Raw genomic sequence first — 25,055 nt, 5'->3', positions numbered from 1 at the left:
TCCCTGGAATAGCTCCGGCTGGCGTTCTCACCACACCGGAACGCCTCTTACTGGCTCAAACGGCCCGCTTTTTTGGCTTGCTCATCCCAAGCAGGCACCACTTTTTGCAGAAACTCCTGCTTCTCACTGTTCAACTTGTCCATATCCATCCCCAAGGCTTTTTGCGCATTGAGTTTGGTGGAAATGTCTGGCAGTGGAATTTCGTGGCTAATCCCTTTGGTGGCAAGTAAACGTGCTAGCTTGGTGCGGGCATCGGCCGCTTTATTCAACGCCCCGCCGAGCACCCTCAGGCCAACATCTGGTGCATGCATATGGATGCCGTGAGAGGCGATGGCATAATCCCAACGCCATTGCGCGTGACGAATATCTTGCATAATCGGCTGCATTTCCTGCTCAGTCGCCCCAGCATCCCAAGCCGCTTTCGCTTCGTAATGCGCATGAACCAACTGCTTCTCAACATTCAGTTTCAGCTCCTGAATGCTGGCTTTACGTTCGGCCACAATATCCTGCAAGGTTTTTTTGTCTTGGGTATGGCAGTTAACACAAGTGGTCTCGAAGCTATCAAATGGATTGCGGATTTGATGGTCGGTATACATTTTGCCTGCTGCGTTTTGGATTTTCGGCATGTGACAATCGATGCAGGTAACATTATTTTTACCGTGGATACCCGCACGCCAAGTTTCATACTCTGGATGCTGGGCTTTTAACATCGGTGTTTTCGAGAGTGGATGAATCCAATCGGAGAACGCAATTTCATCGTAATATTTCTCCATGGACTCCACATCGGTGCCTTTATCCCATGGGAATTTCACTGCTTTATCTTTACCGGCAAAGTGATATTCAACATGGCACTGGCTACAGACCATGGATTGCTGGTCTAAACGGCTGGCATGCTCAAACGGTTTATTGATAGATTGCAGGGCGCGCTCGGTATAAGGGCGTGATAACACCAGTGCCGGTTTCCCCGCAGCAAAATCAGCCGACGCGGTATCATGACAATCAGCACAACCGAGTTGGTTGACCACTTCCGGCCCCCCTCTAGCCCACGTCCCTTTAAAATACCCGTCCTCGCCTTGTTCATTGATCAAGCGTGCAACATCTGGGCTTTTACAGCTCCAGCATGCCATGGGTAATGGGCCATCTTCTGCAGTTTTTGGCGCAGCGGTTCGCAAGGTTTCGCGCACATCGGTAACGGCAAAAGCATGCCCACGAGGTTTGTTATAGTCTTTCGCGAAAGGATAACCCGCCCATAGAATGACCAGATTGGGATCTTCCGCCAAAGCATCTTCTCGTGGTCCACTCTCTTTGGTTTTCAGCCAAGAGGTGAATTGATCCACATGTTGCTCGGCGAATTTATCATTACGGGCCTCAATCGGCGGCGTTGGCGCAGCCGACAAAGTCCATACCCCGCCCAGAACGAAAAAAGCCAATATCCCTACCGACATCTGCCTTATAAATTTGCTCACAATATGTACTCCAGTGTATTTTTCCATACCGGACGCTGCCAATGTCCGCACCAGACAGTTATTTTTATATTTTTAGACCCGCAATAGGATGAAACGCATTCGGTCAATAGACCCCCATGACGGATATCACCCTGTGGGGTTGTGGAGATAGTAAGGGGGATTTTCTGCAAATTATTTGTAGTAATGAGAATGCTTGTTTTAGATCAAACAATTATTGTGTGGGTATTCGCTTTTATGAACTAGCTCAAAAAAAACTCACTCCATCGATCAAATATTTCATAAAATCAACAATATACCTCTTTAGAGGTAGGTGATGACAATACTGTCTGATGGGGTCGCCCAACCCTAAAAAAAATATCTCCCTTAACGGATATCGATAAGGGAGATATTTCAAGAGGGTGTGGCGGGAAAAACTTATTTTCCTTGTTGGCGGAACTGCGTCACGGTATCCCAAGCAACCTGTTGTAAAGCACGAGCGGTCTGTTCTGTCATGTCGCTGTCTACCGGCAGCGCGCCCCCCACTGGGGATTGATCATAAATGGTGGCAAACAGCACACTGGCAGCCAGATAAGTGCCCGCCAAAGAGGGGTGATTACCATCACTGTGGTACAAATCTATCTCTGGATGAAGTTCGATTGCACGGCTAAACGCTAAACCGATTGGAGCAACGTAACCTCCTGTTTTACTGGCAATATCAATATAGGCTTTCGCCAACTTGTCCGTTTGCTCCTTTTTATCCTTATTGGCCCATGTCATGAAATAGACAACTTTAGATCCGGCTTGATGAGCGGTATCCGCCATTGTTTGGGCTGAATCAGTAAAATACTGGCGTGACTCGGCTTTGGCTGAAATAGGCTCCATAGAGTTACCCTGTAGAATAACCACATCCCATTTGCGAAGAGAATTCTGGAAATTCAGGTTAGGAACATGCCACCCTAATTGCCCACTGGAAATGGTAATTCCTCGGAACATATAGTCTTTCGCTTGATCAGGCAGTAATGAACGGCTTAAATCACGCAACCGGGTATTCACATGGTTGTTGTAATGCATGTATGAATTACCGTAGAGCGCGAATGTTTTTCTTTCTCCGTCCATTTTAGCTTGAGGCTGTGGCGCAATAAGCGTATCAGCCTGAGCACTGGCCATCGTGATTAATCCACATGCCAGCAGCAACATTATTTTCTTCATTATTTTTATCCTCAGAAGTCGTAGCGTAACCCAAGAATAACGGCGTCATCGTTAATTTTGAGGTTGTTATTGGCCAGTACTCTGTCATAGGTCAGCGATAGATAAGCATTTTTAGCCACGGTTAACTGTGCTTCTGCTCTCCAGCCCTCTTTTTCGTAAATATCTTTGCCGTCTTCATCCAAGAAGCTATATCCCCCCAGAATTTTAATATGTTTAAACTGATATGAGGCCACTGAATCAAAACTGAAATAATCGTTGTCTGGCTTGTCATCACGTTCGATGGAGAGCTTACCAGCCGTTATCGCTAAAGACATGGCATCGTAATCAAGCTGTAATCCGCCCATTATTTGTTGATGTTTCTTACGGCCATCGGTGGTTTTTTTCTGCGGGTTTTCTTTACGTGTAAACTCACTGACAGCGACGGCTGGTGTTATTTTTAGATCACCCACCTTAATCATTTTGCGATAACTAATCATCATGCCGTTATCAAGCCCTTCATTGTCGCTGTTACCGTTACCTGCGACGTAGGCGGCCTGAATTTGGTGCCCGTCAAATTGACCATTCCACTGAAGAGTGGCGTCCTGACGGTTATATTGGAATGAAGTATCAATTGTGCTAATACCGTAGTTATAAACATTTGGCGTAAAGTTTTTATATTTGTCAGTCATTCTCATCACCTGATACAGCGGGTTCTGAGTACGTCCACCAATTAAGTCACCATAGCGCGCATGAGACACACCGAGCCAGGCATAACGAGCATCCAGATCTTTATCCTTGGTTTTATTATCGTTTTTCTCGGTTCTCACCTGCCATTCCAGACGACCAATAATTTTAGTATCTTCAAGCAATGGAAGATCACGAGTAACATAGATACCTATGCGCCCGCCCAGTTGATTTCGCACATCATCTCCAGCGAATGAAGTATCACCATGTGCAAACTGATATTCCAAACGCCCATATATATCCAGCGTCGTTTCATTATCTTTATAGACGTTCATCGCTAATGCAGATGAACTCATACAGGTTAAAACAATAATCGGCATTATTTTAATTTTCATATTTTACCTATAATTAAAAACGTGTAGAGCACCCCAGTCAGAAAATTCAACTGATAAGAAGATAAAAATATTTTTTATCGTGGAAATTATTAATATCAAAAAGCAATGTGGGGTATGGGAATATTTCTTTCTCATTTTAAAACGTGATATTCCGCCCAAAACATTAATCAAATCTAATTCAAAACATAATTTCACCGTCAAATTTAATAAGTGATAAATAAAAGTTAAGTAATTCTCCATTCTTTGTATTATACAAAAAGTTAGCAATATTACTTTTGTGTTAAGTTTGTCACGTTTTCAGTAATAAAATGGAGGTAACAGAAGGGAAATTCATATTCTCATTTTTATCATCAAGAAATTAGACCAGACTTTCAGCCAGTAAACAGATATAAATAGAACCAACTCACTGATATCGTTCATCTACTTATTTTGGAGTCAATAATGCGAGGTAGTCATAGTTCAGTATTTGATTCGGAACTGTATTCGTCCTTGTTTACTCACCCGGAAATGAAACAGATTTGGTCTGATGAGAATTTAATTCGCTGCTGGCTGGCATTTGAAATGGCGGTAGCCCGCGTACAAGCAGAATTAGAGATAATTCCGACACCAGCGGCTGAAGAGATCGTCGCGACTTGCCAATCGTTAGAGATTGATTGGCCGCGATTAGCAGCAGAAACCCGTTCAGTTGGAATGGCGATAAAACCGCTGGTTGACCAAATCACTGATGCTGGCACACCGCTGGTAAAAAAATATCTCCATTGGGGATGTACCACGCAGGATTTATTAGATTCTGCGCTAGCCATGCGTATGAAAGAGACATTGCTATTGCTGCGCCGTCAGTTGATTGAGCTGGGAGAGTGCCTGAAAACCATGGCGCTGGAACATAAAAACACAGTCATGGTCGCCAGAACCAATTCTGTGGATGCCTCTGCCACCACTTGGGGGTTGCAGGTCAGCAGTTATCTGAGTGAGCTAACTCGCCACATTCATCGCCTTGATAATCTCTATCCAACTGCCATTACCGGTCTATTTGGTGGCGCAGTAGGAAACCTTGCCTCCGTAGGTCATCACGGGATGGAGACTCGAGATAATCTAATGAAATCGCTGGGATTATCTTCACCAGTGGGCATGATGAATGCCAGCCAAGATAATGTGGTCCAAGTCGTGCAGTTTTTTGCCTTGGTACACGGCACCCTGTGCCGAATAGCCAATGATGTGGAAACGATGGGCAGGCCCGCTTTTGGCGAAGTCAGAGAAGGTGAAGGTGGTGGTGGCTCCAGTACCATGCCGCACAAAACAAACCCTCGGGCCAGTAATATGATCCAAACCTTGTCCCGTATGGGTTGGATGTATGCCTCAGGTGCGACCAACTTGCTTGACCAGCAAGATGTGCGAGCCGCCTCAATGCGGGTACTCAATTGGACGCTGCTACCTGAATCGGCGCTCAGTCTTTCCACCAGCCTTGATCGCGCTTGTCGCCTTATCACTCATCTGGTGGTTGATAAGCAAAAAATGAATGACAATTTCAATACATCGAAATATTTCATTATGTCAGAGTCCGTATCAATGAAACTGGCTGATAAAATTGGCCGGGATCAGGGATACAACATAATGAAAGCGTTATTAAAAGAGGCAGATGGCACCCAAGACTTGCTGCAATTAGTGCTCGGTAATGCTCAAATTCGCGAGTTCTTAACAGAAGAAGAGATTATTGCCGCTTGTGATCCATCTTCTTATCTTGGCTGTAATGACGCGCTGATAGAAGAGACGGTGGCATTTTTTGATGCCACGAATAAAGAAATACCGTCAACCAATTGATTTAATACTAAAGATGCCCCTGAGAATATCCCTCGGGGGAAATCTTAACCCCCTTACTTAGGTAGGGGTGAAAAGAGTTCAAAAAAGACAAATAGCTCTTCCAACTGCTCAAAATTTCCTTCACCCTCCCCTTTTTCATATGCCAAATGCAGAACTAACTCGACAAAAAAGAAACTGATAATTCTGCTTTTAAATACCGACTGTACATCGCTTGGCAACACAAACTGCAGATTACAGAATTTACCATAAGGATTTGATTCTGAATTAGTTATCAGTACCACTACTGCATCTTTCTTACGAAACCACTCCGTCACACGAATGACAACACGGTTAAATCGATAATAGGAGAAAGTGATCAAAACATCTTTACTGGATATATTCAGCAAAGCTTTCGGTAAATCACCGACATCGACAGAGAGAAGTGTCACCTTATCCCTAAAATATTTAACCAGTGTGGTGAAATGTTTCGCCATCGCATGAGACGAAGAAGGGCCAATAACATAGAGATGCCTATCGGTGTCCAAAATAAGGCTGATAAACTGATCCAGACTCTCAATATCAATATTATCCTTGAAGCTATCAAACAACATGGTCACATTTTTATTAAACTCAGAAACAATCTCTGCTGTGGTGATGTTGGTTTTCTCTTGAGCACGAGAAACCAGCTCAAAGGGGGGGACCAGTTTCTGCTGTGACAGGGCCTTTTCCAGCTCGCGCCTGAAAGATGAATACCCTGTGAACCCCAACTTATTTAAAAAACGCCCGACCGTGGCTTTACTCACCATTGCATTACGCGCGAGATCGACAATGCCATGAAAAGGTAATTCATTAAAATGCCCTTGAATATAAGCATCTAGGCGACATTCCGATTCTGTTAATGAATTTAATTGTATTGTTTGTGAAATATATTTCTCAAGTGTCAACAAATTATTAATTTTCATCCATTATTGCCTCTTGACATCCAATTTGACTCACTGACATATAAATATATTTCTGAAAGAATATCATTGTTAATGATCATGCAAACTACAGGTAAAATGAAATCATTAATCGATGTAACAAAGAATTTCAAGTTATGAGACACTGCGCACAAATTACTGTGAGAAAACTATTTTCTCATTCTGCCAACGGTTGCTTACTTCTACTATGACAACATTATAAGCAGGCATACAGATTAACCGTTCCCGCCTGAGATATATCTGTAAAGTTTTATTTAACAGTGGTTTTTCCACTCGGGAAAACAAATAAAAAGGGCTCATCTCATGATTGCATTTATAATCGCAATAGTGATTACTATCATTGCTGCATGGTTAATCATTAAGAATTATCAACCTCAAACGGTGTTGCTGCTGGCCGGTATTTCTTTACTGACTATCACCGCTATTTTTTACCCAGACCATAGCATTTTATACGATAAAGCGAAGTCAACAGGTTCTGTTTGGGTTGATATTTTTGCCTTTGCAAAAAATTCACTCTCCACTCAAGTGGCTGGTATCGGTTTGATTATCATGGCAGCCGGCGGTTTTGCTAGCTATATGGACCATATTAAAGCCTCAAATGCCATGGTAAATGTCTGCATTCGCCCTCTGCAGCTGATTAAAGCACCTTACCTCATTCTGGCTCTGGGTTATATTTGCGCACAGCTGCTACACGTGGCTATCTCCAGTGCCGCCGGATTAGCCATGTTATTGTTGGTGACTTTCTTCCCGGTGCTAGTGCGCTTAGGTGTCAGTAAAGCTGCGGCAGCATCCATGATTGGTCTTTGTGCCTTTATGGATCTCGGCCCTGCAGTGGGTACAGCTAACCTCGCAGCAAAACATGCAGGTATGGAAACGGCCATCTACTTTGCCCATTATCAGATGCCGGTGGCGGTTGGCGTTATGATAGTCGTGTCAGTCTTAGTCTTCTTTACTGCTAAATACTATGACAAGAAAGATGGCCACACGGTCGTCGTTCAAGAGGTGAATAACGTCGAAACGGCCGACGAGGAGAAAGTGCCTACTTTCTACGCACTATTACCTATTTTCCCGGTTGCACTAGTGCTGATATTCAGCCCACTGTTCGTTGATACCATAAAAATAGACGTGGTCACTGCCATGATTATCGGTACGTTGACGGCGTTTGTTTGTGACCTTCTGGTGAAACGTGATTTCCGCGCCTGTTGTAAAGGGGTTCAGGTCTTCTTCAAAGGTATGGGGGGCATGTTTACCAGCATCGTTTCGTTACTGGTTTGTGCTGATATCTACGCACAAGGGATGCAGAAAATCGGTGCGATAGACTACTTGCTGGTGTCAGTACAAAACGCCGGCTTTGGCTTCGCCAGTATGACCGTTCTGATGACACTGTTGGTGGGTGTGACCGCAGTATTAACCGGCTCTGGTGTCGCCGCCTTCTTCTCTTTCTCCGGGATGGCCCCTTCTATCGCCAGCAAGTTTGGTCAAGAAGCTGTCAGCATGATTCTGCCGATGCAGTTAATGGCAGGAATGGGGCGCTCTATCTCCCCAGTTGCCGGTATCATCATCGCGGTCAGCAAGGCGGGTGAATGTTCTCCGTTTATGATTGTGAGGCGAACACTTATTCCGGCACTCGGCGGTATCATCACCATGATGGTAACTAACTACCTGCTGTTCTAGACCTAAGACTCTTCATCATCGTTGGTATTTGGATATTTAATATGTTCCATGAAGAAAGCAAAGATTCACTCTATATTCCGTACACGGGCACATTATTGATGGATTCTCCCCTTTTAAATAAGGGGAGTGGATTCACCCGCCATGAACGGGAAACGTTTAATTTGCATGGGCTGCTACCCGCCGCGGTAGAAACCATCGAAGAACAGTCGCAGCGGGCCTACCAGCAATTTCTCGACATCAAGTCCGATATTGCTCGCCATATATATCTGCGCAATATCCAAGATACCAACGAGACACTATTTTATCATCTGGTCGGCAAACATATTTCTGAAATGATGCCGATCATTTATACCCCAGTTGTTGGCCATGCCTGTGAGCATTTCTCTGATATTTACCGCCGAGCCAGAGGGCTTTTTATCTCTTGGCCTGATAGGCATATGCTCGATGATATTTTGCATAATGCAACTAAGCAGAATATTAAAGTTATTGTGGTAACTGACGGTGAACGTATTCTTGGCCTTGGAGATCAAGGCATTGGTGGGATGGGGATCCCCATTGGCAAATTGTCTTTATATACCGTATGTGGTGGCATCAGCCCGGCTCAGACATTGCCTATTTTACTTGATGTGGGAACCAACAATTCCCAATTACTCAATGACCCGCTGTATATGGGCTGGCGTCATCCACGAATTACCGCCGATGAGTATTTTGAATTTGTCGATATGTTTATCAGCGCCGTTAAGCGCCGCTGGCCCAACGTATTATTACAGTTTGAAGATTTTGCCCAACACACGGCTATTCCCCTGCTAAACCGCTATCGGGATGAGATCTGCTGTTTTAATGATGATATTCAGGGGACAGCAGCTGTCACACTTGGCACCTTGATAGCCGCCTGCCGCGCAGCTCAACATCAGCTACGGGATCAGCGAGTGGTCTTCCTTGGTGCAGGCTCTGCCGGATGCGGTATTGCTGAGCATATCGTGGCACAAATGGTGTCAGAAGGTTTAACCGACGCACAAGCGCGCGCCAATATCTATATGGTCGACCGTTTTGGCCTGTTAACCGACGATCAGACCCATCTTGCGCCTTTTCAGCACCATTTGGCACAACCACGTTCAAACTTGGCAAGTTGGGACAATCAAGGCGAAAACTGCACATTCCTTGATGTTATCCAGAACGTCAAACCTACCGTGCTCATTGGGGTTACGGGTCAACCGGGATTATTTAGCGAAGAAGTTATTCGAGCGATGTATTGCCACTGCCACAAGCCGATCATTATGCCGCTGTCTAACCCTACCTCGCGCATGGAAGCGCGCCCGGAAGATATTCTCCGCTGGACGGACGGTAATGCCATTATCGCGACTGGCAGCCCGTTCGAACCCGTCAACTATAAAGAGAAGCTCTACCCTATTGCCCAGTGTAATAACGTCTATATTTTCCCTGGCATAGGGCTTGGTGTCATTGCCAGTCAGGCGCGGCGTGTAACAGAGAGTATGTTGATGGCAGCAAGCCGAACGCTGGCGGAGTTCTCACCACGGGCACGAGATGGCGATGGTCCATTGCTACCGGACATTAAAGATATCCAACAAGTTACACAGGCTATTGCTTATCGCGTTGCTAAAGAGGCACAACTCGCACAAGTTGCTGTTGAAATTCCGGATGAAATGTTGAAAACGGCTATCACCAAGCATTTCTGGCATCCGCAATACCGTCTCTATAAACGGACGTCGTTTTAATTATGTGTGAGGGGAGTGGTGCTGAGAAAACAGAAGGATAAAGAGAAGTGATGGCGGAGGAGGAGAGATTCGAACTCTCGAACGGTTTCCCGTCGACGGTTTTCAAGACCGTTGCCTTCAGCCACTCGGCCACCCCTCCGCAACGAGCCGAACTATAAACAGAGCACCGCCGCTTGTAAAGCCTGTTTGTGATTAATTGCCCAAAAAGCCGCCACCTGATTATCAAATGCTGAATTAATCGTCATCACTGGTGATTCACTGTACAACACCCCTACCTTTCGATGGCATCAATAAAATCTCACACAGGAAAAGCACAGACTCCTTTGGGGAATCGCCCATTTTTTGCTAAATTAGCCACCGTTCCCTTCATTGAATCACCGAGGTCGTATGTTGGAGTTTGAAGGTCGGGTAATTGAAACCGACGCACAAGGGTATCTAAAAAACAGTGCGGACTGGAGCGAGGCTTTAGCCCCCCTACTCGCTGAACAAGAAGGTATTGCACTCACTGAGCCACATTGGGAAGTGGTGCGTTTTGTGCGTGCTTTTTATCAAGAGTTCAATACATCTCCGGCCATACGTATGCTGGTTAAAGCTATGGCACAAAAATATGGCGAAGAAAAAGGTAACAGCCGGTATCTATACCGCTTATTCCCTAAAGGGCCAGCAAAACAAGCAACAAAAATTGCAGGCTTACCAAAACCAGTGAAATGCATTTAACTGGCCACAAGTGGCAATTCTTGCTCTGGCATTGCACTCAAGTTAATAACGAATTTTAAATGTCTCAAACTGCGTGGGAGGATACGGCTCAGTCAGCAAACGCTCCACGCGCGCACCTCGCGGCCCGCCCTGCTTAATCCATTCCATCAAACGTTCAACGGCTTGCTGCTCGCCACAAGCCACGACTTCCACGCTGCCATCATCACAATTTTTAGCATACCCCGTTACTCCCAGTTCCAGTGCCTGTCGTTGAGTGCTATAGCGAAAACCGACACCTTGAACGATTCCGTAAACATAGGCCGCAGTACATACTTTTGGCATATCGATTCCTTATCTACGTGATAATTTGCATTTTCCGGCTCATACTCCGACAATACCGCTCTTTTTTACCTAGCTGGCAGCAACCTAATTATGACCGTACGCCTGATTCTTGCCAAAGGACGTGAAAAATCCTTACTTCGTCGCCATCCATGGATCTTCTCTGGGGCGGTTCAACGCATTGAAGGCAATGCGCTTCCCGGTGAAACCATCGATATTCTTGATAGCCAAGGAAAATGGCTGGCCCGTGCCGCCTACTCGCCTGAATCACAAATTCTGGCACGAGTTTGGACGTTCCAACAAGATGAAGTTATCGATAGCGAATTCTTTGTTCGCCGTCTACAGCAAGCACAAAATTGGCGGGATTGGTTGGCACAACGTGATGGTTTGAATGGCTATCGCTTAATTGCAGGTGAATCAGATGGCTTGCCGGGTATCACCATTGACCGCTTCCAGAACTTTCTGGTGCTGCAATTATTGTCAGCAGGCGCTGAATATCAACGTGCAGCGCTGGTCAGCGCATTGCAAAAATGCTACCCAGAATGCTCTATTTACGACCGCTCAGATGTTTCGGTGCGTAAAAAAGAAGGCTTACCACTGACGCAAGGCACCGTTTATGGTGAAATGCCTCCGGCACTGCTGCCAATTACCGAAAATGGCATGCAATTGCTGGTTGATATTCAGCAGGGGCATAAAACTGGTTTTTATTTGGACCAACGAGATAGCCGCCTTGCGGCGCGTAATTACGCTGATGGCCGCCGCGTTCTTAACTGTTTCTCCTACACCGGCGCCTTTGCGGTCGCTGCACTCATGGGGAATTGCAAACAAGTTATCAGTGTTGATACTTCACAATCGGTACTGGATATTGCCCAGCAAAACGTTGAACTAAACCAATTAGATTTAAGCAAAGCCGAATTTATTCGTGATGATGTCTTCCAATTGCTGCGCAATTACCGCGCACAAGGGGAAAAGTTTGACATGATTATCATGGATCCACCGAAATTTGTGGAAAACAAAAGCCAGTTGGCCAGTGCTTGTCGCGGCTATAAAGATATCAATATGCTCGCAATACAACTGTTACGCCCTGGTGGGATCTTGTTAAGTTTCTCCTGCTCAGGCTTAATGCCAACTGATTTGTTCCAGAAAATTTTGGCTGACGCTGCGTTAGATGCAGGCCATGATATACAATTTATAGAGCAGTTCCGTCAGGCAGCGGATCACCCTGTTATCGCGACATATCCAGAAGGTTTATACCTGAAAGGGTTTGCGTGTCGGATAATGTGACTTGAAATGCCCTACACTGCCCTCATATAGAAGGCAGAGTAATGTTTCTCAGGAGGTTATCATGATCGCCAGCAAATTCGGTATTGGGCAGCAGGTTCGCCATAGCCTACATGGCTATTTGGGTGTGGTGATTGATATCGATCCTGAATATTCTCTTGAGCCACCGGAACCTGATGAGGTAGCAAACAACGATATGTTGCGTTCATCACCTTGGTATCATGTGGTCATTGAGGATGATGAGGGGCAACCGGTACACACCTATCTGGCTGAAGCACAACTGACTTACGAAGATATGGATGCTCATCCGGAGCAGCCTTCATTGGATGAATTGGCCGCGTCTATTCGTCATCAACTACAGGCTCCGCGTCTGCGCAACTAAGTCTGAGACTCATCAATCAAACCCGGCTATCGTGCCGGGTTTTTTATCACCAAAATTTAGCTTATCGAGAATAGAAAATATTACGCTTTCTCTAACCCCAGCCGTGGGATTTCAATTTTAGGGCAACGGTCCATAACCACCTTTAGCCCAGCATCTGCTGCCAATGTGGCTGCCAATTCGTTAATAACCCCAATTTGTAGCCAAAGTACCTTGGCTCCTATCGCAATCGCATCCTGTGCAACACCATATGCCGCCTCCGCATTACGAAAGACATCTACCATATCAATGGGATGTGGAATATCGGCTAACTCAGCATATACTTGCTGACCCAGCAACGACGTTCCCGCCAGTTTAGGGCTAACGGGTATCACCTGATATCCCTGTTGTAACAAATAAGCCATCACACCATAACTAGGCCGGGATGGTTTATCACTCGCCCCCACCAGTGCGATTGTTTTTACCTGTTGGAGTATGTCGGCAATGTCTTTATCGTGCATTTTTCAGTTCCTCTGATGCGCTAAAAGAAGGTTTTTAGTCCATTTGCATCCGGATGGATTTACAAATATTAGGCGACTCCCTAGCATCATGCGAAAAAACGATGATAAATGCTGCCTAATTGATTTGGTTTAATAGATAGAGAAGTAATCGCTGTTAGATTATCCTTTTTATCTTTAGAATTCATTAGGATAAAAGCGACTTCTTTATACTGAATATTTCAAAACGTAAATAAATATGGGCAGCCGGAAAGACTTTGACACATAATCTAGCTGATCTGACAATGTATGCAGATAACACCTTCAGGAGTAACACATGAAATTTGGTCTGGTGGTCGCAGGGATTTTGGCCGTTTGCTGTAGTGCTTCAGCTCTAGCCACGACCTTAAAACTCGCGCCGGAAATTGACCTGTTGGTGGTCGATGGAAAGAATATGTCGGGTTCTTTGCTCAAAGGTGCTGATAGCCTAGAGCTTAACAGTGGTCAGCACCAAATCTTGTTTAAAGTTGCAAAACCACTGCCAGCGGATCCGAAGATACTGTATGCCTCCCCACCATTAGTCGTGGCATTCAATACCCGTAATGTGCGTTCCGTGGCCATAAAATTACCGACGATTGAAACAGAACACGATGGACATAAATTCTCCAAAAACCCGGTATATCAGCTTATCGGCGATAATGGTCGCCCACTATCTGTACGCCACGACATATTGCATCAGGATAATCTCAATACTGCCACAACACTTGAAACAGCGATGGCAACCTATAATGTCGGGCAATTCAGTGCTTCAGTCCCCTCTTTTGCCACCATCCCGCCCTCGCCAGTGAGTGCCGTGCCAGGAACCACTATTCCCGTGGCCGGGACGAATGCTGCGCAAAAAACTAATCTGCAGGGTGAGAATGTCGCAGAGCAGATGTTGCAATACTGGTTCCTACAAGCAGACAAAGAAACTCAAAAACGTTTCCTTTTATGGGCCAAAAACCCACCCACGAAATAGCCTTACAACATCAAGGTCGTTCTTAAACATCAGGTTATGCTTGTTTCTTCGCATTTCTTTGCGCTACTACTATGCACAAAATTGCCATTTCAGTAATCTGTCAGCAAACCGCTGGCATTTATTGAAGGATATCTTGATGGAACTCACTACCCGCACTATTGCGGCACGTAAGCATATTGCCCTTGTTTCCCATGATCACTGCAAAAAATCACTGCTCGAATGGGTGATGGAGAACAGAGATCTATTATCTCAGCACGAACTTTATGCAACTGGCACAACGGGGAATCTGGTGCAGAATGCAACAGGTATTGATGTTCACTGTTTACTCAGTGGTCCGATGGGCGGAGACCAAGAAGTGGGCGCTCTGATATCTGAGAAGAAAATTGATATTTTGATTTTCTTCTGGGATCCACTTAATGCCGTTCCACATGACCCTGATGTCAAAGCCTTACTGCGTCTGGCAACGGTTTGGAACATTCCCGTCGCGACTAACCGCTCTACTGCCGATTTCTTAATTGGTTCAGCTTTGTTTAGCGGTGAAGTGACTATTGCCATCCCTGATTATGATCGCTATTTACAGCAACGACTGAAATAAATATGAAGCCCGGTGTTTATGGCACCGGGTTTCATTATCGATGTGTAACAGTTAAGTCTATTACGGTTTACGCAGAGTCGGTACACCTAGCTCACTAAGCTGGCGCACGAAAATAGAGGGGTTGGCTGTGTCTTGCAGTAACCAGACTTGATTTTTTGCTCGCGTCATTGCCACATAAAGTAACCGCCGTTCCTCTGCATCAGGGAAATCCTCTGGAGCGGGCAGCAAAACATCTTCCAAAATTGACTCGCGCGCTACCGCGGGAAAACCGTCATTTCCCTCGTGCAAGCCAACAATAATCACATAGTCAGCCTGTTGTCCTTTGCTGGCATGAATCGTCATAAAATCAATGGATAATTTTGGCCAGCGAGTCTCCGCTTTTTGTAAGATTTCTGGCCGCAAATGGTGATATCGCGCCAAAATAAGTACACGCTCATCATCTTTAACAAAACCACTAAATTTATCCAGCAGAGCTTCTAGCTGCTCGCTTGGCAGAATAACGACTGACTTTTTATTTCCTTTACTCAAGCTGTTTAGCGGCTTTTTCAGTTGATAGGGATTCTGCTGAATAAACTGGTTAGCCACTTCACCAATACGATCATTAAAACGGTAAGTCGTATCCAGTGCGCATTCCGCACCCTCACCAAAATTATGGTTAAAGGCGGTCGTGAGAGAAAGTTCTGCGCCACTGAAGCGGTAAATAGCCTGCCAATCATCACCAACGGCAAATAAGCAGGTTTGTTTATTTTGTTTGCGTAAAGCCGTAAGTAACATCGCGCGTTGTGGTGAAATATCTTGAAACTCGTCAACCAAAATATGCTTCCACGGGCTAACAAAACGCCCTTTATCCAGCAAATTAACGGCCTGATGAATCAATCCGGAAAAATCAACAGCCCCTTCTTCTTTCAGGGCTGTTTTCCATGCTTTCAATAAAGGTGCCATTAGCCGTATACGCTTTTGGAAAAGATCACGCACTTCTTCATCAGCCTGCTCTATCATTTCAGCCTGACTCCCTCCATGCATGCGCATCAACCCTAACCAGCGCTCAAGCCGCCCTGCTAGCCGGGCCGCCAATCGTTTATCCTGCCAAAAATTGCCCTCATCAACATCCCATTCCAGCTCATCAGTTAACCACTCGCGCCACCCTTTCGCTTGGGCTTTTTTCTCACTGCACTGTTGTTGCCAATTTTTGATCAACAATGCTCTTCTGGCCTGACTATCAGACTCAAGCTTACTGATCACGGGTGTTTTACGGCTGCCTTGTTGGATTATCTGCAAAGCAAGAGCATGGAAAGTTTTGGCCTGAATATCCTCTACCGCCAGACGTTGTTTGATGCGGCTGTTCATTTCATCAGCCGCCTGACGACCAAAAGCCAGCAGTAAAATTTGTTCTGGCAATGCTTCATTACGGCGCAATAGCCAACCGGCACGAGCAACGAGCACTGATGTTTTGCCACTTCCCGCCCCCGCCAAGACTAATACTGAATCTTCACCATTCACTACAGCGCGGCTTTGCGACTCATTCAGCGGAGAAGTTTCTACACTTTGGAAGAAATCTTGATACTCCTCCAACATGCGGAGGGTCCATTGTTGATTGCGGCTATCAACACTGCGGTTACCCTGCTGCAACCAGCGCAAACAGAGTTCGTAATCGGCGCGACAAGACTCGAATTCAGTTAAACGCTGAACCGGCATGGGTAGTGATGCAAAAGCCTCGCGAATGGATGCTTGTACCTGACCTAATTCACTGCGTTTAAACCATTTATCCTGATGTTCAATTCGCTTGATTGATTCGACTTGTTTATGCAAAACGTCAACACAAACCTGGCTCATCTCCTCACTCCATTGCTGCCAGATGCCCAGTAAGTGATGGTAAAAACGCTGAGTTTCCTGCCATTCAGTGCCATGTAAACGGACTACTTGCTGGTTTGGTAATTCAAATTCCATCTCGCCCCAGACGATACCGCGTTTACATTGGATACTGACCAACTGATTAAAAGGAATCAGGTATTGATGTTTATCACCGCATACTTCGATGCCAGCATTGAGCAGACGCACCCGATTATAGGGGTGTTGAGCCAAATGCTTGCCAAAAGATGTCGCTTTAAGTTCCATATCTGCGCGCCATAACTCGTATTAAGTGAATTGAAATAACATATAGGAGTGTAAATATAATAATTGAGTTTAAACAACAGGTATCCGATAGTTGTTTAAAGAAACTAACTTGCGCTATCTCTATAGAATAGATAGCACCTGTTATTATTCATCCGCATTGCGGTTTTTTTATTCAGCTAGGCAGATTAATCACTATGCGTACTGTACTCAATATTCTTAACTTTGTTTTAGGTGGTTTCTTCACCACATTAGGCTGGCTATTAGCAACAGTGGTCAGTGTTATCCTGATTTTCACCTTACCATTAACCCGCTCTTGCTGGGAGATTACTAAGTTATCATTTCTGCCTTATGGTAATGAGGCGATCCATGTCAATGAATTATACCCAGAAAAAAGTAATCCTCTGTTATCCGCAGGCGGTTCTCTACTGAATATCGTTTGGTTTATTTTATTTGGTTGGTGGCTGTGTTTATCACATATTGCAACCGGGATTGTGCAATGTATAACCATCATTGGCATTCCGGTCGGTATCGCCAATTTTAAAATCGCAGCTATTGCGTTATGGCCGGTGGGTCGACGTGTCGTTTCTGTAGAAATGGCACAACAGGCAAGAATAGCCAACGCCCAGCGCCAGTATCAGCAACGCTGAATTTTCTGTTTTTAGAGGTTTTTTGTGCTCACTTTCGTTACTGGTTTACGCCGTTATGTCTACAACAGCAGCCTGCTCTATCATGTTCGGATTTTTATCGCATTAGTAGGAGTAACGGCGGTGCCATGGTGGATTGATCAGCCTAAACTGACCATTCCCTTAACGTTGGGTGTTGTCGCTGCAGCACTGACTGATCTCGATGACCGCCTAGCTGGGCGGTTACGTAATTTATTCATCACCTTAATTTGCTTTTTTGTTGCATCAGCCTCTATTGAGCTGTTGTTCCCTTACCCATGGTTCTTTGCCCTTGGGCTCACCCTATCGACCTGCGGTTTTATCCTGTTGGGAGCCTTAGGGCAACGTTATGCAACAATAGCCTTTGGTGCATTATTAATTGCCATTTACACCATGTTGGGTACTTCGATGTACCATATCTGGTATCAGCAGCCTCTGTTACTGATACTGGGGGCTGTTTGGTATAATCTTCTGACCTTGTGCGGGCATCTTATTTTCCCCATTCGGCCCTTGCAAGATAACCTCGCTCGTTGCTATCAGCAGCTCTCTCACTATCTGGAAGCCAAAGCCAACCTATTTGATCCTGATATTGAATCTGATGTGGATCAGCCACTGATTGATGTAGCAATGGCAAACGGCATTCTGCTATCAACATTGAATCAGGCCAGAATATCTCTGGTTTCACGTCTGAAAGGTGACCGCGGGCAACGCGAAACCAGGCGAACTCTTCATTATTATTTTGTTGCGCAAGATATTCATGAGCGTGCCAGTTCATCGCATGTTCAATATCAGCTACTTCGGGAAAAATTCCGCTATAGCGATGTTTTGTTCCGCTTTCAGCGCCTCCTCAGCATGCAAGCCAGAGCGTGTATGCAGCTGTCCCAATCCATTTTGATGCGCCAAAAATACCAGCATGACCCGCGTTTTGAGCGTGCTTTTACATTCTTAGATGCTGCGTTAGCCAGAGAGTTGGCTCAAAATGAGAATGTGCCACAAGTGAAGGCTTTATCACTGTTACTAAAAAACTTACGCGCCATTGATGCGCAACTGGCAGGGATTGAATCGGAGCAAGTATTAGCTGAAGGCCCGCAGTCTGAGAGTCGCTTATCTGATGATCGTCTCACCGGGTGGAGTGATATTAAGCTGCGTATCAGCCGCCATCTGACGCCACAATCTGCGCTTTTCCGTCATGCCATACGCATGTCAGTCGTGCTTTGTGTCGGATACGCATTTATTCAACTGACTGGTATGCGCCATGGCTACTGGATCCTATTAACCAGTCTTTTTGTCTGCCAACCAAACTACAACGCAACACGTAGCCGCCTAACCCGGCGTATTGTTGGCACCCTCGCAGGCATACTTATCGGGTTACCTATCCTTTATTTTGTGCCTTCAATTGAGGGGCAATTAATCTTGATAGTTATCAGTGGGGTGCTGTTTTTTGCTTTTCGCAATGTTCAGTATGCCCATGCAACGATGTTTATTACTTTGCTGGTCTTATTGTGTTTTAACCTTTTAGGAGAAGGATTCGAGGTCGCCGCTCCACGTGTGTTTGACACGCTGCTCGGCTGTGCAATCGCATGGGTCGCCGTAAGCTATATCTGGCCGGACTGGAAATTCCGCCATCTCCCTGCGGTTGTGCATAAAACACTGAATGCAAACTGCCGTTACCTCGATGCTATTTTAGTGCAATATCATCAAGGCAAAGATAATAGCCTTACCTACCGTATCGCCCGTCGTGACGCACACAATTGTGATGCAGAACTCGCATCCGTTATTTCAAATATGTCAGCGGAGCCGCAAAACGACAAAGAGACTCATGAAGCAGCATTTCGGTTGCTTTGCCTAAACCACACCATGCTAAGTTATATATCGGCTTTGGGTGCTCATCGTGAAAAGCTGAGTAACGCCGACACACTGAACCTACTCAATGATGCGATTTGCTATATCGAAGGTTCACTGGAGCAAGAACAACCTGACAGCACCCAAATGGCGCGAGTGCTGACGGGTTTATCTACCCGGCTACAAAATTGCAATCCTGAGCCGGAAAGCATAGACCAATTGGTTTTACAACAAATTGGCCTATTGCTGGAACTGTTGCCTGAACTTAGCGAGCTTAATAAACGTATTGGTCAACCACCAACACACTAACATCTCGGGCCATTTTCTATCTATGGACCATCGCTATGCTGCCTCGTATTGTGCCGCCTTGGGGGAACGAATATGTATCTCAAACCATTCGATAAGCTCACTGCGCATCATCAGTGGCAGCACAGCAGAGTGATGGCCACTGATTGCCCCCGCTAAAGCCAGCAAAACATTCACCCCGAGTGAGCGCCTTAAAGTACGCAATTTAAGGTAACAGCGTTTAGCCCCCTCAAGGCGCAACTCATCCGCACTTGTAATCCCTGCTTTCCATAAGAGCCGTTCGAGGCTAGCACTGATATTGGGCAAGTCTTTCAAACGAATAGAGGAACTATTCTTACTGAGAACCTCGGTTTTGGCGCCTTGATGGGCCTGCCAGACAAAATTACGCAGAACGAGGTCATCATCCCACAATATTGTATCTACCCAATAATAACGCAGTAAAACAGGAAGCCCACGTTTGGCATACACAAGATTGGCCATTCCTCTGAGGCGAAAGCGGTATTCAATCTGGTCATTCGCTCGTAAATAAAGTTCCCCCTCCGAGACCACAGCAAACATAATACCGTTGGCTAGTAGGCCATAACCGCCAAATTGTGAGCGAGCAGCGATTTGACCTAAAAAATCAAAACGAGATTGCGCCCGCCTTATCATGTTTTCTGATACGTATTTCATTACTACTCCTTTAGTAAAAATCTGACCTATCGTCCCTGTTTTGTTGCAATAAGTGTAAGAGGAACAACTAATTAAAAAATACGCAATATAGCTAACCGAGCCAAACACAAAATGGTTTTGCGCCCATTTACATCGCAATAATGCGAAGCGCCTTGTAAAAATTTAGTTGATCTTCGAATAAACAGTGACTACTGTATATGCATACAGCACACTACAGGCGAGGTTCATAATGCGTACTCAATCACTAAAACCTTATCATGCTAATTATCATTCTCTTCTTACCGGAAATACGCAGGAGCGAGTTGATGCACCAACAGATAGTGGCCTTATCAGTGAACTTGTGTACAGTGAAAACCAGCCTGCGGTAACCCAGCTATTGCTTCCTCTATTACAACAATTAGGCAAGCAATCACGGTGGCTCCTATGGTTAACACCACAACAAAAATTAAGCCGTTCATGGATACAGCAATCTGGTTTGCCCGCGAGCAAAATCGTTCAGGTAAGGCAGATAAATCCATTATCAACAGTCGATGCGATGGAAAAAGCCTTGTTGACGGGAAATTATAGTGTCGTTCTTGGTTGGCTACCGGAGTTGTCAGAAAATGATCGTATCCGATTACGTTTGGCAGCAAAGTTAGGGAATGCTTATGGGTTTGTGATGCATCCTTTGGATGACACAAAATCGAATCAAGGACAGTGCGCAACGTTAAAAATTCATTCTTCTTTGTATCATTAAGTAAATTTAGGATTTATCCCATGAATTTTTACAATATTTAGCGCTTACTCCTGCAAAATCGGCATAAAGCGAGTCAGAATGCGGCTTACAGCAAAAAATAACGTCTAGAAAAAGCTGCCTTTTACCGCTAAATCGTTAAAGATTATGCACAATTTCGTTTTTTTTTCAGGCGGTTTATCACATCACACTTGTAACTTTCTCGCCACGTTGTAGACTTTACATCGCCAAGGTTGCTCTAAAACGCCAAATTATACTGGCAGCGTGATTAACGGGAGCGCGAATACCTTGACGAAGAATTTTAACCAAGGGCTTAGCTTTTAAAGCTCATTGCCTATTTGGATGATAACGAGGCGTAAAATGAAAAAGACAGCTATCGCATTAGCAGTGGCACTGGCTGGTTTCGCTACAGTAGCGCAAGCCGCACCGAAAGATAACACCTGGTACACCGGTGGTAAACTGGGCTGGTCCCAGTATCAAGATACTGGCACTGGCGGTATCTATGGCGACCTTGGCAACGACGGTCCTACCCATAAAGACCAATTAGGTGCTGGTGCGTTCTTGGGTTACCAAGCCAACCAATACCTGGGCTTTGAAATGGGATACGACTGGCTTGGCCGTATGCCTTACAAAGGCGACGTTCGTAACGGCGACTTTAAAGCACAAGGCGTTCAGCTGGCTGCTAAACTGAGCTACCCAATTGCTCAGGACTTGGACCTGTACACCCGTCTGGGTGGTCTGGTTTGGCGTGTAGACTCAAGCGCGTTTGACGCGACTTCTGGCGCACGTTCTAGCAACCATGACACCGGTGTATCTCCACTGGTAGCTCTGGGTGCTGAATACGCGTGGACCAAAAACTGGGCTACTCGTATGGAATACCAATGGGTTAGCAACATCGGTGATAAAGGTACCGTTGGTGCTCGTCCAGACAACGGCATGCTGAGCGTAGGTGTTTCTTACCGTTTCGGTCAGGACGATGCAGTAGCTCCAGTAGCTCCAGCTCCAGCTCCAGCTCCAGTTGTTGACACTAAGCGCTTCACTCTGAAATCAGACGTGCTGTTCGCTTTCAACAAGTCAACTCTGAAACCAGAAGGCCAGCAAGCTCTGGACCAACTGTATTCACAGCTGAGCTCTATCGATCCTAAAGACGGTTCTGTAGTTGTTCTGGGCTTTGCTGACCGTATCGGTCAACCAGCTCCTAACTTAGCTCTGTCTCAGCGTCGTGCTGACAGCGTGCGTGACTACCTGGTTTCTAAAGGTATCCCTGCTGACAAAATCACCGCACGCGGTGAAGGTCAAGCAAACCCAGTTACAGGCAACACCTGTGACAACGTGAAACCACGTGCTGCTCTGATCGAGTGCTTGGCACCAGATCGTCGCGTAGAGATCGAAGTTAAAGGCTACAAAGAAGTTGTAACTCAGCCACAGGCTTAAGTTTACGGCTTTCATAAAAAACCCCGCTTTGCGGGGTTTTTTTTTATCATCTAATTCTAAAAAAATTATTCAGCTAAATTCGATCATGCCGGATTTTTTAATCTCTTAATCGTGGTGTCTCAATGATCTTAATATTCAGTCATACCGAAACGGATTAAATCTCCTTACCAAGAATATCCTGTAAGTCCTGTTTCAAGGATGACATTTTACTTTCATACTTCTCTTTGCGTTCAGCATCTTCAATTAGCTGAACTACCGTCTCTGACAGAGTGATACCGCGACGTCGGGCAAGGGCCGCTAAACGTTGCCATACCAAAAACTCTAAATCGATTGATTTCTTGCGGGTATGCTGATGTTCTGCATTAAAATGTCGCTTGCGTCTGGCACGGATCGTCTGCTTCATCCTATTGGCCAGTTGCATATTCATGTGGGTTTCAATCCATTCCAGCACTTTTACCGGCTCATTTTCAAGCTTCAGCAGCTGGTCGACAGCTTCCTGCGCTGCACTATTTTCGATATGGCGGGTAATGGCCTCACCTTCACGGTGTTTTTTTACCAAATATGCCCATTTCCAACCGCTTTCCAGATTTTCCAGTTGTTGATATTTCATCGTGAGCTCTTTAGTGACCGTGTAACTTAACGCAAGCATAACAGCTTTACACAGAATTTCACCCTACTAAAAGCACATGATTCGTTTATTTTTTGTACGGAACACTGTCGATATCTTACTCCTTACCATCAACTACCACTCTACGTATATGCAGTCTGCTTTATTCTTGTATAATCGCACTTTCCCTTTTTGACGATTGCATCTATCACTTTGACCAATAACAGACTTGAATGGCAGTCACTGCTGCCGAACACAACGCCATATGAAGCGTTATTTGCTACTGCCTCCCAGTTGGAACCTGTTCCTTTCGCGGCAATTCAACCCCGGTTAGAAAATGGCATGACATTATTCTGTCATCCACAATTTAAACCGCGTTTTATGCTGATCAAAGCACAGGAAAGTACTGAGTACTTGGCATTGATCGCCCAAGCTGTTAAAGAGCTGCAACCTGAGGCCGCTGCCCTGTTTGGCGGTGATTATCAGGTGCATGGTCACCAAGTCACTTGGCAACCAGCACAGCGTGGTGACGAGCCGTTTGCGGCTATCTCACGCTGTCTCTATCAGGAGTGGGTCGAGCCAGAACAGCTATTTGGTTGTGTCAGGTGGCATAAAGATCAAATCAGTCTACAACCCGGTTTGGTTCACCAGGCTAATGGCGGCATATTGATCTTGTCGGTGCGTTCACTGCAGGCGCAGCCATTAATGTGGCTACGGCTAAAGCAGATGATTGTTCAGCAACGCTTTGACTGGCTGTCACCGGATGAAACCCGCCCTCTGCCTGTGCATATTCCCTCTATGCCACTCGATTTACGCCTGATCCTTGTGGGTGACCGCTTAGGACTAGGCGACTTCCATGACATGGAACCCGAGTTGGGTGAGTTGGCCATTTATGGCGAGTTCGAAGTTGAACTACCGCTGGTCGATATTGATGGCATGACTTTATGGTGTGGTTACATCAATACACTGTTGCAGCAAAAACAGTTGCCGTCATTATCTGCCGATGCTTGGCCTGTGCTCTTTCGGCAAGCGGTGCGTTATAGCGGTGATCAGGGTAGCCTGCCATTGTGTCCACAGTGGCTAACTCGCATACTTGCTGAAGCAGCGCTTTATACTGAAGAAGACATCATCACTGCTAATGCGCTCGAGACTGCACAGAATGCCCGCGATTGGCGCAATAGCTACCTTGCCGAACGGATGCAAGATGAGATTGAGCTGGGGCAAATACTGGTCGAGACCGAAGGGCAAGTTGTTGGTCAAATTAATGGTCTGTCAGTATTGGAATATCCTGGGCATCCTTATGCCTTTGGCGAACCCGCACGTATCAGTTGCGTCGTCCATTTAGGTGACGGCGAATTCGTTGATGTGGAGCGGAAAGCAGAACTGGGCGGCAATATTCATGCTAAAGGCATGATGATTATGCAAGCCTTCTTGATTTCAGAATTGGAGCTTGATCAGCCGCTCCCCTTCTCAGCCTCTATTGTTTTTGAACAATCCTATGGTGAGGTTGATGGCGATAGTGCATCGCTGGCAGAGCTTTGTGCCCTGATCAGTGCCCTTTCACAGCAGCCAATCAATCAACAAATCGCCGTGACAGGTTCGGTCGACCAATTTGGTAATGTACAACCTATTGGTGGTGTGAATGAAAAGATCGAAGGTTTCTTCGAGGCTTGCCAACGCCGTGGACTAACGGGTAATCAAGGGGTTATCTTACCCACAACGAATGTCCGTCATTTGTGTTTGAATCAAGCAGTGGTTGATGCGGTGCAGAACGGTCAATTCCATTTGTGGGCTGTGGATACAGCCGCTGAAGCATTACCGTTGTTAACGGGTGTGATTTATGCCGATGAGCAACAACCCAGCTTGTTAGGTATAATTCAAGAGCGAATCTCACAAGTAAATCCGCAGGACAGGCACCGTTGGCCATGGCCACTACGTTGGCTGAACTGGTTCAACCAGGGCTGATCGGACTTGCTCGGCGTACAGCTGTACGCTATTCTG

22 protein-coding genes and 1 tRNA gene are annotated in these 25,055 nt (G+C 45.7%); 13 read left to right on the top strand and 10 right to left on the bottom strand.

From position 1 onward, the window contains the following. Nucleotides 1–47: 47 nt before the first annotated feature. From nrfA to ACIOG0_RS08710, 3 genes are all read right to left on the bottom strand, one after another. A complete protein-coding gene (gene nrfA / locus ACIOG0_RS08720; protein ID WP_050097173.1) occupies nt 48–1,445 on the bottom strand; it encodes an ammonia-forming nitrite reductase cytochrome c552 subunit in 1,398 nt (465 codons plus the stop codon). 435 nt (nt 1,446–1,880) lie between these two features. Further along, entirely contained in the window at nt 1,881–2,654 is a 774-nt protein-coding gene (locus tag ACIOG0_RS08715) for a DUF4886 domain-containing protein (RefSeq protein WP_050097172.1), read from the bottom strand. Between the two features lie 11 nt (nt 2,655–2,665). Further along, entirely contained in the window at nt 2,666–3,712 is a 1,047-nt protein-coding gene (locus ACIOG0_RS08710; protein ID WP_404705003.1) for a porin, read from the bottom strand. Nucleotides 3,713–4,153: 441 nt separating this feature from the next. On the opposite strand from ACIOG0_RS08710, the gene ACIOG0_RS08705 reads away from it, so the two are divergent. After that, nucleotides 4,154–5,530: an adenylosuccinate lyase family protein gene (locus ACIOG0_RS08705; RefSeq protein WP_050097170.1), complete on the top strand. Its 1,377-nt coding sequence runs from the start codon at nt 4,154–4,156 to the stop codon at nt 5,528–5,530. A gap of 53 nt (nt 5,531–5,583) precedes the next feature. Here the strand turns inward: ACIOG0_RS08705 and ACIOG0_RS08700 are convergent, their stop codons facing one another. Beyond that, a complete protein-coding gene (locus ACIOG0_RS08700) occupies nt 5,584–6,471 on the bottom strand; it encodes a MurR/RpiR family transcriptional regulator (RefSeq protein ID WP_050097169.1) in 888 nt (295 codons plus the stop codon). A gap of 321 nt (nt 6,472–6,792) precedes the next feature. On the opposite strand from ACIOG0_RS08700, the gene dcuC reads away from it, so the two are divergent. Next, nucleotides 6,793–8,163, top strand: coding sequence for a C4-dicarboxylate transporter DcuC (dcuC, locus tag ACIOG0_RS08695; protein ID WP_050097168.1), 1,371 nt, complete (start codon nt 6,793–6,795; stop codon nt 8,161–8,163). A gap of 41 nt (nt 8,164–8,204) precedes the next feature. Beyond that, nucleotides 8,205–9,899 (top strand): NAD-dependent malic enzyme, encoded by a 1,695-nt coding sequence (locus ACIOG0_RS08690; RefSeq protein WP_050097167.1) that lies wholly within the window; start codon nt 8,205–8,207, stop codon nt 9,897–9,899. Between the two features lie 51 nt (nt 9,900–9,950). Here ACIOG0_RS08690 and ACIOG0_RS08685 read toward each other — a convergent pair. Then, a tRNA-Ser gene (locus ACIOG0_RS08685) sits at nt 9,951–10,038 on the bottom strand. Nucleotides 10,039–10,286: 248 nt separating this feature from the next. Between ACIOG0_RS08685 and tusE the strand changes: the two genes are divergently transcribed. Next, nucleotides 10,287–10,616 carry a sulfurtransferase TusE gene (gene tusE / locus ACIOG0_RS08680; RefSeq protein WP_050097166.1) on the top strand — a complete coding sequence of 110 codons (330 nt, stop codon included), beginning with the start codon at nt 10,287–10,289 and terminating at the stop codon, nt 10,614–10,616. Nucleotides 10,617–10,658: 42 nt separating this feature from the next. On the opposite strand, the gene yccX is transcribed toward tusE, so the two are convergent. Continuing rightward, a complete protein-coding gene (gene yccX, locus ACIOG0_RS08675) occupies nt 10,659–10,937 on the bottom strand; it encodes an acylphosphatase (RefSeq protein ID WP_050097165.1) in 279 nt (92 codons plus the stop codon). A 90-nt stretch (nt 10,938–11,027) separates the two neighbouring features. Here yccX and rlmI point away from each other — a divergent pair, with 90 nt between their 5' ends. After that, nucleotides 11,028–12,218, top strand: a complete 1,191-nt coding sequence (gene rlmI / locus ACIOG0_RS08670; RefSeq protein ID WP_128450862.1) for a 23S rRNA (cytosine(1962)-C(5))-methyltransferase RlmI — start codon at nt 11,028–11,030, stop codon at nt 12,216–12,218. A gap of 61 nt (nt 12,219–12,279) precedes the next feature. Continuing rightward, complete coding sequence (gene hspQ / locus ACIOG0_RS08665; protein ID WP_050097163.1) at nt 12,280–12,597, top strand: heat shock protein HspQ; 318 nt, start codon at nt 12,280–12,282, stop codon at nt 12,595–12,597. Between the two features lie 80 nt (nt 12,598–12,677). Here the strand turns inward: hspQ and ACIOG0_RS08660 are convergent, their stop codons facing one another. Continuing rightward, complete coding sequence (locus ACIOG0_RS08660) at nt 12,678–13,094, bottom strand: CoA-binding protein (RefSeq protein WP_050097162.1); 417 nt, start codon at nt 13,092–13,094, stop codon at nt 12,678–12,680. Between the two features lie 313 nt (nt 13,095–13,407). On the opposite strand from ACIOG0_RS08660, the gene ACIOG0_RS08655 reads away from it, so the two are divergent. Together ACIOG0_RS08655 and ACIOG0_RS08650 are read left to right on the top strand one after the other, a co-directional pair. Then, nucleotides 13,408–14,088, top strand: coding sequence for a DUF2057 family protein (locus tag ACIOG0_RS08655; protein WP_050097161.1), 681 nt, complete (start codon nt 13,408–13,410; stop codon nt 14,086–14,088). A 136-nt stretch (nt 14,089–14,224) separates the two neighbouring features. Further along, the gene (locus ACIOG0_RS08650) at nt 14,225–14,683 is read left to right on the top strand and encodes a methylglyoxal synthase (RefSeq protein ID WP_050097160.1); all 459 of its coding nucleotides are present in this window, start codon (nt 14,225–14,227) and stop codon (nt 14,681–14,683) included. Between the two features lie 60 nt (nt 14,684–14,743). Here ACIOG0_RS08650 and helD read toward each other — a convergent pair whose 3' ends face one another. Further along, nucleotides 14,744–16,798: a DNA helicase IV gene (gene helD, locus ACIOG0_RS08645; protein ID WP_128450863.1), complete on the bottom strand. Its 2,055-nt coding sequence runs from the start codon at nt 16,796–16,798 to the stop codon at nt 14,744–14,746. A gap of 194 nt (nt 16,799–16,992) precedes the next feature. Between helD and ACIOG0_RS08640 the strand changes: the two genes are divergently transcribed. Both ACIOG0_RS08640 and yccS read left to right on the top strand, forming a co-directional pair. Continuing rightward, nucleotides 16,993–17,445 (top strand): YccF domain-containing protein, encoded by a 453-nt coding sequence (locus ACIOG0_RS08640; protein WP_004709948.1) that lies wholly within the window; start codon nt 16,993–16,995, stop codon nt 17,443–17,445. A gap of 24 nt (nt 17,446–17,469) precedes the next feature. After that, nucleotides 17,470–19,611, top strand: a complete 2,142-nt coding sequence (gene yccS / locus ACIOG0_RS08635) for a YccS family putative transporter (RefSeq protein ID WP_128450864.1) — start codon at nt 17,470–17,472, stop codon at nt 19,609–19,611. A gap of 33 nt (nt 19,612–19,644) precedes the next feature. On the opposite strand, the gene ACIOG0_RS08630 is transcribed toward yccS, so the two are convergent. Next, nucleotides 19,645–20,280, bottom strand: coding sequence for a TfoX/Sxy family DNA transformation protein (locus ACIOG0_RS08630; RefSeq protein ID WP_050097157.1), 636 nt, complete (start codon nt 20,278–20,280; stop codon nt 19,645–19,647). 229 nt (nt 20,281–20,509) lie between these two features. Between ACIOG0_RS08630 and sulA the strand changes: the two genes are divergently transcribed. Next, on the top strand, nt 20,510–21,016 hold the full coding sequence (gene sulA, locus ACIOG0_RS08625) for an SOS-induced cell division inhibitor SulA (protein WP_050097156.1): 507 nt from the start codon (nt 20,510–20,512) through the stop codon (nt 21,014–21,016). A gap of 357 nt (nt 21,017–21,373) precedes the next feature. Further along, nucleotides 21,374–22,447 carry a porin OmpA gene (gene ompA, locus ACIOG0_RS08620; RefSeq protein WP_050097155.1) on the top strand — a complete coding sequence of 358 codons (1,074 nt, stop codon included), beginning with the start codon at nt 21,374–21,376 and terminating at the stop codon, nt 22,445–22,447. 154 nt (nt 22,448–22,601) lie between these two features. On the opposite strand, the gene matP is transcribed toward ompA, so the two are convergent. Further along, on the bottom strand, nt 22,602–23,057 hold the full coding sequence (matP, locus tag ACIOG0_RS08615) for a macrodomain Ter protein MatP (RefSeq protein ID WP_050097154.1): 456 nt from the start codon (nt 23,055–23,057) through the stop codon (nt 22,602–22,604). Between the two features lie 210 nt (nt 23,058–23,267). On the opposite strand from matP, the gene ACIOG0_RS08610 reads away from it, so the two are divergent. Then, the gene (locus ACIOG0_RS08610; protein ID WP_164908302.1) at nt 23,268–25,019 is read left to right on the top strand and encodes a Lon protease family protein; all 1,752 of its coding nucleotides are present in this window, start codon (nt 23,268–23,270) and stop codon (nt 25,017–25,019) included. Nucleotides 25,020–25,055: the final 36 nt, after the last annotated feature.

It is taken from the genome of Yersinia vastinensis (assembly GCF_044905075.1).
Classification (GTDB): domain Bacteria; phylum Pseudomonadota; class Gammaproteobacteria; order Enterobacterales; family Enterobacteriaceae; genus Yersinia; species Yersinia vastinensis.
Note: the sequence above shows the minus strand (reverse complement) of the source record. Positions and strands in the feature narration are given on the sequence as shown.